The 14,079-nt window shown below is 63.9% G+C and carries 10 protein-coding genes; 6 read left to right on the top strand and 4 right to left on the bottom strand.

Features of this window, described 5'->3' with window-relative positions; all coding sequences use genetic code 11:
- Nucleotides 1-32 precede the first annotated feature (32 nt).
- A complete protein-coding gene (locus ACLIMP_RS18435) occupies nucleotides 33-2,255 on the bottom strand; it encodes a catalase (protein ID WP_443478773.1) in 2,223 nt (740 codons plus the stop codon).
- Nucleotides 2,256-2,498: 243 nt separating this feature from the next.
- Between ACLIMP_RS18435 and ACLIMP_RS18430 the strand changes: the two genes are divergently transcribed.
- From ACLIMP_RS18430 to ACLIMP_RS18405, 6 genes are all read left to right on the top strand, one after another.
- Nucleotides 2,499-3,245, top strand: a complete 747-nt coding sequence (locus ACLIMP_RS18430; protein ID WP_185999498.1) for a Crp/Fnr family transcriptional regulator — start codon at nucleotides 2,499-2,501, stop codon at nucleotides 3,243-3,245.
- A complete protein-coding gene (locus tag ACLIMP_RS18425; protein WP_054435541.1) occupies nucleotides 3,242-3,439 on the top strand; it encodes a hypothetical protein in 198 nt (65 codons plus the stop codon). The genes ACLIMP_RS18430 and ACLIMP_RS18425 overlap by 4 nt, the downstream gene beginning before the upstream one ends.
- Before the next feature lie 273 nt (nucleotides 3,440-3,712).
- Nucleotides 3,713-4,135 (top strand): RNA polymerase sigma factor, encoded by a 423-nt coding sequence (locus ACLIMP_RS18420; protein WP_231635590.1) that lies wholly within the window; start codon nucleotides 3,713-3,715, stop codon nucleotides 4,133-4,135.
- A 1-nt stretch (nucleotide 4,136) separates the two neighbouring features.
- Nucleotides 4,137-5,066, top strand: coding sequence for a FecR family protein (locus ACLIMP_RS18415; protein ID WP_443478772.1), 930 nt, complete (start codon nucleotides 4,137-4,139; stop codon nucleotides 5,064-5,066).
- Between the two features lie 93 nt (nucleotides 5,067-5,159).
- Nucleotides 5,160-8,186 carry a TonB-dependent receptor gene (locus tag ACLIMP_RS18410; RefSeq protein WP_443478771.1) on the top strand — a complete coding sequence of 1,009 codons (3,027 nt, stop codon included), beginning with the start codon at nucleotides 5,160-5,162 and terminating at the stop codon, nucleotides 8,184-8,186.
- 122 nt (nucleotides 8,187-8,308) lie between these two features.
- On the top strand, nucleotides 8,309-9,700 hold the full coding sequence (locus ACLIMP_RS18405) for a CehA/McbA family metallohydrolase domain-containing protein (protein ID WP_443478770.1): 1,392 nt from the start codon (nucleotides 8,309-8,311) through the stop codon (nucleotides 9,698-9,700).
- A gap of 73 nt (nucleotides 9,701-9,773) precedes the next feature.
- On the opposite strand, the gene ACLIMP_RS18400 is transcribed toward ACLIMP_RS18405, so the two are convergent.
- From ACLIMP_RS18400 to ACLIMP_RS18390, 3 genes are read right to left on the bottom strand one after another with little or no spacing between them, the layout of a single operon-like run.
- Complete coding sequence (locus tag ACLIMP_RS18400) at nucleotides 9,774-11,210, bottom strand: TolC family protein (protein WP_443478769.1); 1,437 nt, start codon at nucleotides 11,208-11,210, stop codon at nucleotides 9,774-9,776.
- Nucleotides 11,200-12,285: an HlyD family secretion protein gene (locus ACLIMP_RS18395; protein WP_443478768.1), complete on the bottom strand. Its 1,086-nt coding sequence runs from the start codon at nucleotides 12,283-12,285 to the stop codon at nucleotides 11,200-11,202. The genes ACLIMP_RS18400 and ACLIMP_RS18395 overlap by 11 nt, the downstream gene beginning before the upstream one ends.
- Nucleotides 12,269-14,011, bottom strand: coding sequence for an ABC transporter transmembrane domain-containing protein (locus ACLIMP_RS18390; protein WP_443478767.1), 1,743 nt, complete (start codon nucleotides 14,009-14,011; stop codon nucleotides 12,269-12,271). The genes ACLIMP_RS18395 and ACLIMP_RS18390 overlap by 17 nt, the downstream gene beginning before the upstream one ends.
- Nucleotides 14,012-14,079 lie beyond the last annotated feature (68 nt).

The following is a 14,079-nucleotide window of genomic DNA, read 5'->3' as shown; positions in this document are numbered from 1 at the left end:
CCCCGGGGTGAAGATTGCCGAAGACCGGGAGATCAAGCCGAGGGCCGTGCATCCAGGTCGACCTCCAGTTCGCGCGGCCAATGGCGCAGTTCGCGGCAGGCGACCACGAAGGCATTCGCATCTTCGACATGTTCGAGTTCAAGACAGGCATCGTCGAGGTCATCGGCAATCCCGGCCTTGACGAAGATCGTGTCCGCCTCGGGCGTGAAGCCGATGAACTTGCAATGCGCGAAGGCATCGGTGACGAAATCCTTCGCCGCCGCATCCAGTGCCAGCAGCGCGGCCCCGGCTTCGGACACCACGATCGCCACGGCATCGAACAGCACCGAAGGGCCGCCATCGATCTTCTGCTTTGCAGCCACCGTCGTGCCGTCGGACAGGGTGACGCCCGCGATCCTGGGAGCGATAACCTCGTAAACGGCCCCTTCCGCTTCCACGGCCGCCAGCAGCGCCTTGAAGATCGCCGCATCGGCGCCCTCGCTGAGCAGTATCCCCAGCTTGCGCCCCTTGAAACTGTCGGGGGCGTTCCTGACGATGCTGAGCGCGGCCGAGGCAGGCAGGTCGGTTATCGGCTCTCGCGCCGCGACGGCGGCATCTGGCAGCGCGATGCCCAGGCCATCCGCTACGGTTGCGGCGAGGCCGGGATCGATATTGAGCAGATGCGAAACCGTGCGCGAGCGGATGTCGGGCCGCTCCACCTTCGAAAGCTCGAACACCAGCGCGTCGCCAATGTGCTTCTGCTCGATCGGCATCTGGCTCACGAAGAACTGGCGGGCCTGGCTGTAGTGATCGGCAAAGCTTTCGGACCTCACACGCTGCTTGGGGCCGTCTGCTTCCTCCGCATAGCTGGTGAAGCCGCGTACCGGATCCTCACGCGGCCCGCCAAGCGTTGCGCCCCAACTGTTGGGCTCGTAATTTGCCCGCCCCTTGGGGTTCTGCATCGCCATGTGCCCGTCCTGCTGGAAATGGTGCATCGGACACTTGGGCGCATTGATGGGAATGTGCGTGAAATTGGGACCGCCCAGCCGCTTTATCTGCGTGTCGAGGTACGAGAAGTTGCGGCCCTGCAGCAGAGGATCGTTTGAGAAGTCGATGCCCGGCGGCACGTTCTGCGTGCAGAAGGCAACCTGTTCGGTCTCGGCGAAGAAGTTGTCGACCACGCGGTCGAGGACCAGCCGACCCACTACGCGGATCGGCACAAGTTCCTCGGGAATCAGCTTGGTTGCATCGAGCACGTCGAAGTCGAAGCTGTCGGCAAAGGCATCGTCGAACAGTTGGACGCCCAGTTCCCATTCGGGAAAGTCCCCGGAACTGATCGCCTCCCACAAGTCGCGGCGGTGAAAGTCGGGATCGGCGCCGTTGATCTTCACGGCCTCGTTCCACACCACAGACTGAAGGCCTTGCTTGGGCTTCCAGTGGAACTTGACGAAAGTGGAGTTACCCTCGGCGTCCAACAGCCGGAAAGTGTGGACGCCGAAACCCTCCATCGTGCGGAACGAACGGGGGATGGCGCGGTCGGACATGGTCCACATGAGCATGTGGAAGCTTTCCGGCGTCAGGCTGACGAAGTCCCAGAAGTTGTCGTGCGCGGTCTGGGCTTGCGGGAAGGCACGGTCGGGCTCGGGCTTGGCGGCATGGATCAGGTCGGGAAACTTGATGGCATCCTGGATGAAGAACACCGGGATATTGTTGCCCACGAGGTCCCAGTTGCCTTCCTGGGTATAGAGCTTGACCGCGAAACCGCGCACGTCGCGGGCGAGATCGAAGGAACCCTTGGAACCCGCGACCGTGGAAAAGCGCACGAAGGCAGGCGTACGCTCGCCCACCCGCTGGAAAACGTCGGCGCGGCTGACGTCCGACAGGCTGTCGGTCAGTTCGAAAAACCCGTGCGCGCCATATCCGCGCGCATGAACCACACGTTCGGGTATGCGTTCGTGATCGAAATGGAAGATCTTCTCGCGAAAATGGAAGTCCTCCAGCAGCGTCGGCCCCCGCGCGCCCTGCTTCAGGCTGTTCTGGTCGTCCGCGACCGGGATGCCCTGCTGGGTGGTCAGCGTGGGCACTTCGCCGCCGGCCTCCTGATGTGTTTCGCCGCCTGCTTTTTGGGGTTCTGCGTAAGCCAGTGATATCTCGGCGTCGGCTGGCACCGGAGATGCCTTGTTCGGGGATTCGCCGCCCACATCGGCCCCGGACAGATCGGTCGGGGTCAGCGTGTCGGACGATCGAGCATGCGGGTTCGCTGGCTTCTTGGCCATGGGGCATTCCTCCAGATCAAAGGTCATGCGGCAGCGCCTGACCGGCCTGAGGGCGGCACGCGAATGCGGCATTGGATGGGACTAGTCCGAAGGTAACAGTAGCCATGACCGTTCAGTTGCGCCGGCCGGCCGGATATTAACCTGCATCAGCACGTTTCGGTCCGCAGCCTTGCAACGCGCTCCCCCGCGGGAGGTTATGCCGGAAGAGAGCCCGTCTCCTATACCGTTTTGAAGGACCAAGCCGTGTTCACCGACCGCTTCCTGCGATACAAACGGGGTGTCAGCCTCTCGCCCGAAGAGCGCGCAAGGCTGGAAGCTTCGATAACGGAAGTCAGGACGATTGAACCGCGCAAGATCGTGGTTCGGGCCGGGCAAGATCTGAATGACAGCACTCTGCTGATCGAAGGAATCCTGTCACGCTACATCGACGATCGCCAGGGCCTGCGGCAACTGGTAGCCGTTCACGTACCGGGCGACTTCGTTGACCTTCATGCCTATCCGTTGAAGGTTCTCGACCACGACGTGGCCACGATGACTGCGGCGACCGTAGCGATCGTGCCGCATGCCCACTTGGACGCCATCATTGCCGAGTGCCCGCAACTGGCCCGCAAACTGTGGTTCTCGACGCTCATCGATGCTGCGATACACAGGGCGTGGCTGTTCCGCCTCGGCAGGCTCGATGCAATGGGGCGGGTGGCTCACTTCCTGTGCGAAATCAACGTTCGCCTTGTGTCGGCCGGGCTCAGCGATGGGCATCGTTTCGCGCTGGGCCTGACCCAGACCGACCTCGCCGAAATCTGCGGCCTTACCAATATCCACGTCAACCGGGTCCTGCGCCAGATGCGCGAAGAGGGTCTGTGCGTGTTCCGTTCCTCCCTTGTGGAAATACCCGATCCTGCACGTTTGGCCGCCCGAGGGCAGTTCGATCCATCCTATCTCTACATCGACGATACGCCCCTCCCCCCTGCAACCACGGAAGCCGTTCCATGACCGCACCATCATCTCCCAACCCGCCGCAGCCGCGGTCCGACCCCGGAATTGCCATCGCCGAGGACGGCCTCGTCATGCTCGACGGCCCCAATGGCGTAGCGGTGACGATGACCGCAGAGGCGGCTGCTCAGACCGGCCGCAATCTCATCGATGCTTCGCTTGTCGCCGACCGCCAGATTGCCGACAGAGCCTAGGGTCAGGACCCGCACCGGCAAGCTCCATCGGGGGAGCGGAATCTCGTATGAGGGCGTAGGCCGGGCTACATATCCGACTGCAATGGCAAGCCATGCAAGCACCCGCAATCGGATGCCGCGTCGTTGCGCTTAAGCGTCATGCTATGGACTTGGATGTGTCATCAAATCGCATTTTGGTTTTTCTAAGTGCCGCCGATGGGGTTTTCGAATGCACCGAAGTGCGCTCCGGGCTCGGCGTTCAGTTGGGCACGATTGCGGGATCAGGTCGCTCGCATGACGCGGCGTGACGACGCTGAGGATCTGCTTCACGACGCATGGGTCAACGTCACCACCGGCTCGACCCTCGCTCGGAATGCCGATGCACTACTCGCCCGCGCTGCGACGAGCCGAGGTATCGATGCTTATCGACGCGAACAACGGGCAGGGGAAACTCTCGTGTGGTGTCCCGATGTTGCTGCGGTTGCAGACAACCATCCACTGCAGGATGAGGTGCTCATCGCTCGCGAGCGGCTCGACCGGTTGCGCGTCGGGGTCGAAGCGCTTAGCCCGCGTACGCGGCAGATTTTCTTGATGTATCGACTGGACGGCCGTAAATATCGTGAGATCGCCGAGGAACTCGGCATCAGCCAAAGCGCCGTAGAAAAGCATATTGCCAAGGCGATGGTGCATCTGGCCGAGTGGATGGAGAATTGGTGACGTGATCTTCCGCAGCAAGCCGGAGAATTTGAACCGGCAGGCGGCGGACTGGCTGGCTCGACTGCACGCGGATGACCGATCCTCCCGGGACGAGGCGGCATTCCATGCGTGGCTGAAGGCTGATCCGTCACACCCCCCCGCATTCGAGAATGCGTCCACGATCTGGGACGCGGTTGGCGGTCTTCGCGACGATCCTCGGCCTGCGCGCTTGCGTCAGCCGGACCGCATGTCCCGGCGCGCGGTCCTTGCGGGCGGAGCCGGTCTGGCCCTGACTTGCGGGCTGGGCCTAGGCTGGCAGCAGGCCCTTGCGGGTGTGTACGAGACCGCAGTCGGCGAGCAGCGGCGCTTCGTGCTGGACGATAATACGCGCATAATGCTCGACACGAACACCCGGGTGCGCTTCACGGCGAGTAATTCTCGGCGCCTGTTGACGCTGGCATCGGGCCGCGTAGACGTCGAGATCGCACGGGATGTGCGGCCCTTCGTCATCGAGGCGGGCGACAGAAGCGTCGTCGCGCAATCGGGCAGGCTGGACTTGCGCCGGGACGACGATGTCGTGCTGATCACCGCGATTCAGGGCAGCGCGCAGGTGCAGTCGGTCGATGCCCGTGTCGAGCTCTCGGCGGGACATCGCATCGCCATGGAACCGGGTCGGCGGGACAACCTCGACCGTCCCGAGATTGACGACTTGCTGGCGTGGCAGAGCGGGCGACTGGCATTTCGCGACGAAACCGTGGCGCAGGCCGTGGCGGAAATGAACCGCTATAGCCGTCGCGAACTGGTCGTCGCAGATCCTCGCGCAGCCAACCTGCGCCTGAGCGGCGTCTACCGCGTCGGCGATCCGGAGGCTTTCGCGCGCTCGCTGGAAGTTCTTTTGCCCGTAGAGATCACGGCAGCGCCGGACATGATCCGCATAACAGCTACCCGCTGAAAATTATATTCATCGGGGGGTGAGGAAAACCCCGTCCAGAGCGACGACGAGGTAAGCGGCGCTCACGATGGGCGCCCGGACGGGGTATCGGACATGACTTCTTTCAAACGGCAGCTTTGCCGATCGGCGGCGCTTGCGCTGGCTCTTTCAAGCGCATCTCTGGCGACTTCTGTACATGCTCAGGCGCGCCAGGCGCGCATCGCGATTGCTGCTCAGCCGATGGACCAGGCGCTGGAGCAGCTTGCGCGGCAGAGCGGAGAGGATATCCTGTTCACTCGCGACACGGTGGCGCGTCTGAACGCACCTCCCGTTTCCGGTGAGTTCGATGCGGAGACGGCCGTTCGCCGTCTGATCGCGGGTACGTCGCTCACCGTCGTGCGCGACGGCTCCGGCGCGCTCATCGTCCGCCCTCTGACGGCGGCGGCCGCACAAACGCCCGAAATCGCGAACGGCGAACCGGCCCCGGCCAGTGAAATCGTCGTAACCGCGCCGTTTTCGGACGGTGTCGAGCGCTCGCTCGGCGTGAAGCGCAACGCGGACTCGATCGCGGATGCGGTCGTCGCCGCCGATATCGGCAAGCTGCCGGCGTTCAACGTGGCCGAGGCGCTGCAGCGCGTGCCTGGCGTCACCATCGTGCGCGAAGCCGGCGAAGGCCAGTTCATCAGCGTGCGCGGTCTGGGGCCGAACTTCCAGGCGGTGACGTTCGACGGCATGCCGCTCGCCTACAATGAGAACATCCGCAACTCTGGCCAGTCCGGCCGCCAGTTCCGCCTTCAGGTGCTGCCGGCCACGCTGATCGACAGCGTCGTCGTTACCAAGTCGCCCACGGCCGATCTGGTCGAGAGCGGCATCGGTTCGACCGTCGACATTCGTCTCATCAAGCCGCTTGACCGCGCATCTTTCGTCGTCGCCAATTCCTATGCGGGCTATGAGGAACGTACCGATACGGTAAATCCGAATGGCACGATCTCTGCCGGCTGGCGCAATGAGGACAAGACCTTCGGCGTACTGGCGGGCCTGTCCTATTCACGTCGCAAGATCCAGTTCGATCGCCTGCGCATGGGATGGCAGGATGCCGAAGTGGAAGGCCTCGGAACGCTGCGGGTCCCCGGCGATGCGCAGCCCTATCTGGAGACCGAGGATCGCGAACGCATCAGCGCCGTCGTCGGCCTGCAGTGGCGCCCGTCCCCTAGTTTCGAGATCGACGTCGACGGCCTGTTCTCGCAGTTCAACAACGAGACGACCGAGCGCCGCCTTACGTATTACATCCCGAGCCAGCTTTCGCGGCTCGACCTGTCTACCGCGGTGGTCGAGGACGGCAGACTTGTTGCAGGCACGATCCGCGGCGCGCGCGTTCGCAACTACAGCGAATACATGGACCAGTCGCACCAGAACCTCCAACTGAACACAACGATCAAGCTGGACCTCGGCGACTGGCATATCGAGCCGCGCGTCAGCTATGCCCGCGCGAGCAGTGACCTCGATACGCCGATCCAGCGCGTGCAGTACCGCACGGCCAGCGGACGGGGCGGCAATCTCACGTTCGATTTCAGCGGCGATGTCCTGAACAAAGGCCGTGTCACCTCACTCTATACCGATCTCGACCTGACCGATCCCTCGCTCATGCCGTTCGAGAGCTTCGCCGTCCGCCCGATCAATTCGATCGACGAGGACAAGAGCTTCATTCTCAACGTCTCGCGCGAGATGAATTTCGATGTCGGGGGCATCCGCCTGTCGAGGCTGCGTTTCGGCGGGCAAATCTCGGACCGTTACCGCGACTATCAGCGCCGCGATCGCAACAGTGCGAGCCTGCGCGACGGGTTCACACTTACCGACGCCTTCCTGCAATATCCGGTGCCAGGTAATGCCTTCGACCAGTCGATTGTGAACCGGCAGGCCTGGACCAACGTGGACTGGGCGCTGTTCAACCAGGCCTACACGCTCGGTAGCGAGTATGACGGTGTCAGCCCCAATGCATCTGATCTGGAGCCTACAGCCGCCGACCTTCAGAACTCCTACCGCATCGGCGAGAAGATCCAAGCGCTGTACGGCCGCATCGATTTCGAATCCGATGTAGGTGATGTGCCGGTCTCCGGCAATTTCGGCCTGCGTTACGTGCGTACCGAAACCGAAGTGCGCGGCACCGCCATAGCGCCCGTCCCGAACGGTTCGGGCGGCGTGACCACCGAAGTCCTGCCCACGACCACGCGCGCCACTTATGGCGAGTTCCTGCCCAGCGCCAATGCGATGTTCAAGTTCTCGGACAATGTGCAGTTGCGTCTGGGCGTGGCGCGCACGATGACGCGCCCGTCGCTCTCGGAACTGCGTAATTCGATCAATACGAACAGTGTTACCGTGACGAGCATCTACAACCAGGGTGCGGCGGCGCTGGATGATCCGACGCTCAATTTGCAGGCGTCGGGCGGCAACCCCAACCTGCGCCCCTACACCTCGTGGAATTTTGACGCATCGTTCGAATGGTACTTCGACAAGTTCGGCGCGTTCACGGTGGCCGCCTTCCACAAGGACATCAGCAACTATATCGCATCGGACTTCGAGACGCGCACGCTGGCTTTCGCCGTCAACGACGGCTCCACGCTGCCGGTGGATATTCTGGTGGCCACCCCGACCAACGTGGGCGACGCGGCGATCTCGGGCGTCGAGTTCGGCTATACCAACAAGCTGCCTTTCGGCCTCGGCGTCACTGCAACAGCGACCTTCGCGACATCCAAGCTGGAGTTGAACACTACGGGCGTCGGCATCCAGTCGGCCGGAATCCAGGGTGTGTCGGATGTCAGCTACTCGATCACGCCCTTCTTCGAGACCGGGCCGTTCGAGATCAACCTCAGCTACACGTATCGCAGCAACTACATGACCGATTCCGGCGCCAATGTGACCTCGCTGCCCAGCCCCGAGGATGTCGTGGCATATTACCAGAAGGGTTTCGGCATCGTCGACCTTGGCGCCAGCTACAAGATCAGACCGAACATTGAAATGTTCATGCAGGCCGTGAACGTCCTCGACGAACGGCAGGTCTCCTTCGCCGGAAGCAAGAGCGAAGTCAGCGAGATCCATACGTTCGGCCGGACGGTGAATTTCGGCGTTCGCGCCAAGTTCTGATCCTGCTGCCCCCACGAATTGCGGGGACCGTGCCGGAGTTTCGAACCGGTCCCCCGTATTCCTATTGAAGGCCTATGCGATCGATGATGCGTTCAGGATGGCTTCTCGCCCCGGCTATCACCATGGTAAATGTCATGCCGGCCTGTGCCGAAGAGGCGGCTCAAAGACGCTGGCTAGCCGGTGATCATCATGTGCACAGCATCTACAGCGCCCGCTATGAAGCGGATCCCGAACATCCCGAGCGCGTGCCGGAGTCCGTCATCGGCGGCGATTCTTCCCACACGATCCTGCAGAACATTCAGATGGCGCGTCGCTTCGGCCTGGACTGGATGGTCGCGACGGATCACGGCGGGCCCGGGCATTCCGCGCTCAATCATGACCGTGCCTGGCCGGATGTCGTGGCAGCACGCAAGGCGGTGCCGGACATGGTCCTGTTCTACGGCATGGAATTCGACGTTCCGGGCGGAGAGCATGCCAGCCTGATCCTGCCGACCGATGCCGCCGAGCGCGCGATGCTGCGCGATATCGAATCCCGCTTCGGCAAGCGCGAGGCGTTTCCGGCCGATCCGACCCGCAACACCAAGCCTCAGATGATCGCAGCGCTGCGATACATGGCCGGTCTTCAGCATCCGCCGGTGCTGATCGGCAATCATCCATCGCGAACAGCGACAGGCCATGGCGAATGGGGCCTGCATACGCCTGCCGAGTACCTTGCTTGGCAGAACGCCGCTCCGAATGTCGTGATCGGCATGGAAGGTGCACCGGGGCATCAGGCTGCCAGACCGGAAGCGGGCGCGGACAAGGCGCATAGCTCGCGTGGTCTGTACGGCGGCTTCCCGACCATGGGTGGTTTCGATCAGATGGTCGCCCGGCTAGGAGGAGCATGGGATGCACTACTGGGGAAGGGTATGCACTGGACCATTACCGCCAACTCGGATTCGCACGGGCATTGGCGGGAAGGCGGCGCGGACTTCTGGCCGGGGGAATATTCCAGGACCTGGGTCTTCGCCGAGCGGAACGCCCCAGACATACTCGATGGACTGCGCAACGGGCGCGTCTTCGTAACCACCGGCAATTTGGTGGACCGACTAGATGTGACGGCGGCGGTTGGACCGAGGCCGTCACGGGCGGCGGCCATGGGGGAAACCCTGATGGTACACAAAGGTGATGAACTCACCATCACTATTCGATTCCGCCCCGCGCCCCCCCATCATGCCGCCGGGCAAGTTCCCAAGGTCGATCATGTCGATTTGATCGCGGGCGGCGCTTCCGGCGTCGAGGGGGATCGCAACCGCAGCACTCGGCTCGTGAAGCGCTTTACGTCGCGCGATTTTCGGGCCGACGGCGATAGTCTGATCGTATCGCATCGGATGAAGGTCTTGGAGGGAATCACCTATCTGCGAATTCGTGGCACCAACACGCCGCAGGGCGAACCCGAGCCTGACTTCGTCGGAGAAGATCCCTGGCGTGATCTCTGGTTCTATTCCAACCCGATCTACTTTGCCCAGAAGTGAATCGCGCAATACCGTAGTTTTCACCTCGTCCGGTTGAACGTGTGGACCTCAACTGAAAAGCGCGTTCAGACCTCTAAAGCCCCAATGCTGCGGCATTGCCGGACGAGGCCGCCAAGTCGGCGCTCGATGCGAGGCGTTTGAGATGGCCGTCTAGCAGGTTCAGGGCAACGCTGGCCGCCGCTTCCTCGCGCGTGTTGACGAGGAACAGGTCGCTGGCGCCCATCTCGAAGCGGCGCCGCTCCGCCACCGCCATCGTATCCGCGCGCTGCTTTTCCTGCTGGGACAGGGCGATAAGCTGCGTCGCGGCATCGAAGGCGATGGCGATGCCGTCCACTTCGGCGCGGATCTGCTCGTCCAGCCAGCGCGCGCGGGTCTGGTTGGCATCGAGTTCCGCCTGCGTCTGCATCAGCTTGCCGCGCGCCGTACGCTGTTCGAGCGGGACCGAGAACTTGATACCGAAACGCACGTCGTTGCCGCTGCGCGAGGCGCCGCCGGGACCGATATCGCCGATGTCGCGCGCCACTTCCATGTTGAGGTCGAGGCGTGGCAGCAGGGCATTGCGGTCGAGCGCGAGACGATCCTGCACCAGCCGGGTCTTCAGTTCGGCGACCAGCAGGTCCGGCCGCTGCAGATCGTGCGGTATGGCCGTGACGACCGGATCCGGCAGGGAGGCGGGCAACTGTTCGCGGCGTGGGATCGTGGGATTGCCCTCGCTGTCGCGCCAGTAGAGCGAGAGGGCATTGGCGGCGGCGGCCATGGCCTGCTCGGACTGGACGACCATGGCCTGACGGCGCAGCACCATCTGGTCGTTCTCGGTCAGGACGATACGCGGGCGCAGCCCGGCCCTATAGGCACGATCGAGGCCTCGCTGGCGTTCCTGCGCAAGATCGAGGAGATGGCGATAGACCTTGAGCCGCTCGCCGCTCGCCACCCAGTTCAGGTAAGCGTCGAGCGCCTTGCGCTGCACGCCGATGGCCACCATCTGCCGCTCGGCATCGGCCACTGCGCGATCGGCATCCGCCGTCACCCGGCCGAAGCGGCGATCGTCGATCATCCGGTCGCGCAGCAGGGAGAACACCGCACCAGCGCGGATCTCGCCGAACTCGTTAGTGTAGTTCTTGTCCTCGTAGATCGGGAACCGGCCGCTGGATGCGCGGTAGCCGCCATAGATCTGGCCGCCCCAGTTCTCCAGCGGACGCGCCAGTTTCGCATCTGCATAAGTGCCGCCGTAATAGCCGACCAGCCGCGATCCGCCCTCGGCGGAGAAGACCGTATCGAACGCACCTTCCGCGGTCAGCCGTTTGGCATCGGAAGCGCGGGTGCGGGCCAGCGCCTCGATGATCTGCGGCGATTGCCGGGCGGAGTTGGCGAGCAGGTCGTCCAGTTGCAGCACCGGCGCATCGAGCGGCGCAGGCCGGGGCAAGGGCGCGATTTGCTGGGCTACCCCCGGCGCAGCAAGTGCGCAGAGACCAGCAGCCAGCGACCACAGGGAAAGGCGCTTACTTGGCATTGCCGCCTTCCTTTTCCGCCGAGCCGCCGTTTCCGCTCACGCTGCCCGCATAAGTGCCCGCTTCAAGGGCACTCACCGGATATTGCAGCGGGAAGTCGTTGAGCAGGCGCCAGAGTTCATAGCCGCTCGACACGGTATCCATCATCACCCAGCCGCGTACTTTCGCGCCGAGGCGCACGAACGGCTCCTTCGGCCATGGCCGCGCGCCGGGCTTCTGCTCCACCAGCACGCGAAACAGTCCGTTGGCCGAAGCGGAAACGTCTATGGCCCGCACCTGCCCGTCGAACATGCCGACCGCTACCGAGGGCCAGCCGCTGAACTGGATCGCGGGCCAGCCCTCGAACTCCATCCGCACCGGGCGGCCCGGATAGATCAGAGGCACGTCGCGCCCATCGACGTAGAGCTCCACCACGCGCACCGCCTGTTCGGGAGCGAACGTGGCGATCACATCGCCTTCCTTGACCATCGTGGCATTGTCGCCGCCAAGGATGCGCAGGATTCGCCCGTCGCGCGGGGCATGGACCATCTGAACCGACTGGCGGTTGATGTTGATGTCCAGCCGGTTGCGGTCGGCCAGGCTCTTGGCGACCTTGGCGCCGTAGTCGGCCACCTTGATCTGCGCGAGTTCGAGGTCGCGGCGCGGCGCCAGACCTTCGCCGTAGAGCTGCTGCATGCGCCCGACGTCGCGCTGGGCGACGCCCATCGCCTGGCGGGTTGCGGCGATCTCGTCATCGACTTGCGCGCGCTCGGCCTGGAGGCGCGCGATCAGGTTGGGATCGTTGTCGGCGATGCGGGCGATACGGTCGCCCTTCTTCACCAGTTCGCCGTCGGTGACATACCATTCCTCGACCCGGCCGGGGACTAGCGCGGTGATGTTCTGCACGCGGTCGCGCGGGTCGAGCGCGATGACCGAGCCGTTGCCGTTCGACGTCTGCTGCCAGGGCACCAGCAGCAGGAAGGCGACGACAATGGCCATCGCGATCAGCAGTATCCAGGCAAGCACGCGCGCGGGACGCGGCGGATGCAGGCCCTGGAGGGTCTTGAAATGGACGATATGGTCATCGCGGAAGGGCATGGAAACCTCCTTTCGCGGAGTTACGCGCCTTTGCGGCATTGCGGGCGGCGGCGAAGGCCGCGCGGTCCTGTGTCAGCAATTGGGAATCCCGTCCAAGCCAGAGCATGTGGTCGAACTCGAAAGCATCGGGGCGGCAGGTGAAGACGATGATCGTCGTCTCGCGGTCGTCGAGCTGGCGCAGCGCGGGGCGCAGTTCCTCCACCGGCACCATGTCGAACAGGCCCGAGAGAATGAGTACCCGCGGGCGGGCCAGCAGGGCGCCCGCCAACTTGAGGCGCATGGTCTCGGCGCGCGTCAGCGGCCAGCCGCTGGAGGACAGCAGGCAGTCCATACCGCCGTCGAGGCTGACGATCCGGTCGCCCAGCCCTACAAGATCCAGCACGTCCAGCACGCGCGCCGGGTCGGCCTGCGGATTGGCGAGGCGCAAGTAGTCGCGGATGGTGCTCTCGACGATGTCCGTGCGGTCGAGCACGATCACGTCGCTGCGCAGACGGTAGATGTTGAGGGCGGCGATATCGGCACCGCCCAGGGTGACGAGGCCCTCGTCGGGGCGGTAATGGCGCTTGAGCATCCGGCTGAGCAGCCGGTCGATCCCCGGATCGCTTGCCGCCACCGCACGGGTGCCCGAGGGAATGTCGAGATCGAAGCGGGCGCGGTCGCCCCCGGCTGCGATCGCCACCCGGCGCAGCGACAGGCCCCCGTCGCGCGGCCGCGCATCGCCCTCCCCGCGCGGAGCCATGTCCTCGACCGGAATGGCATGGAACAGCGAGAGTTCCTCGACCGCCGCAACCAGGTCGTAGAAGGTATCTAGATATGGCCCGAGCTGCGCGGCGCCGTAGAACACGCTCGACAGGATCAGCTCCGCCGCGACCAGCTGGCCGATCGAGAGCTGGCCGCGAATGACCAGCCAGCCGCCCAGCGCCAGCAGCGCCGCGCTGGCCAGCGCATAGAGCAGCAGCAGCGCCACGCTCTGCGGGAAGGTCGCGCGAAAATGCTCGCGGTGCGCATCGACATAGGCCGCCGTGCGCATCTCCGACATGTCCATCGCATAGTCGAGATGACGGCTTGACTTGTAGAAGCCGTTGGAGGCGCCCACACTTTCCAGCCAGTGCGCGGTCTCGTACTTGCGGTGGCTCAGCGCCACGCCGCTTTCCATCGCGCTGCGCGCCCAGATCTTCCAGATGATCCAGACCGCCAGCACGAAGAGCAGGTTGAAGGCCAGGAATACCGGGTGGTAAAACGAAGTGACGATGAAGCCGATCATCGCCTGAAAGAAGATCGTGAAGCCGCCGATCAGCAGGGAGGGCACCGCTTTCTGGACAGTGGCCACTTCGAAGAAGCGGTTGAACAGGTCGCTGCGGCGCTCGTCCTGGAAGAACGGGTTCTGGGCATGGACCGCCTGCAGAGTGATCTCGGCCACTGAACGCGCGAAGAGGCGGCGACGGAAAATTTCCATCACGTAAGTGCGCAGCGCGCCGAGCAGCGACCACAGCGCCAGCAGGCCGAACAGCACGGCGGCCAGCGTGAACAGCGGCACCGGCAGCGCCGTATTGGCCACCGAGTTGATCAGCATCTGCACGGAGATCGGCGTCGCCAGCGACAGCAGGCCGATCGCAGCGCCGTAGATCATCGCCATCGTCATGAAAGCGCGGTCTGGCGCCAGCACGCCCCGCGCCCAACCCAGGAATGTGCCCCAGTCGATCCGCTGGGGAGAATGGCCTGCCATCTGTGAAAATCCCTTTTCGCGCCCGTCATCGTCGCGAAGGGCGCAGGATGGTCCGGAGCTGCGGGCCT

The organism is Novosphingobium aeonii (assembly GCF_052279045.1).
Taxonomy (GTDB): domain Bacteria; phylum Pseudomonadota; class Alphaproteobacteria; order Sphingomonadales; family Sphingomonadaceae; genus Novosphingobium.
This window is presented reverse-complemented; position numbering and strand designations above follow the sequence as displayed.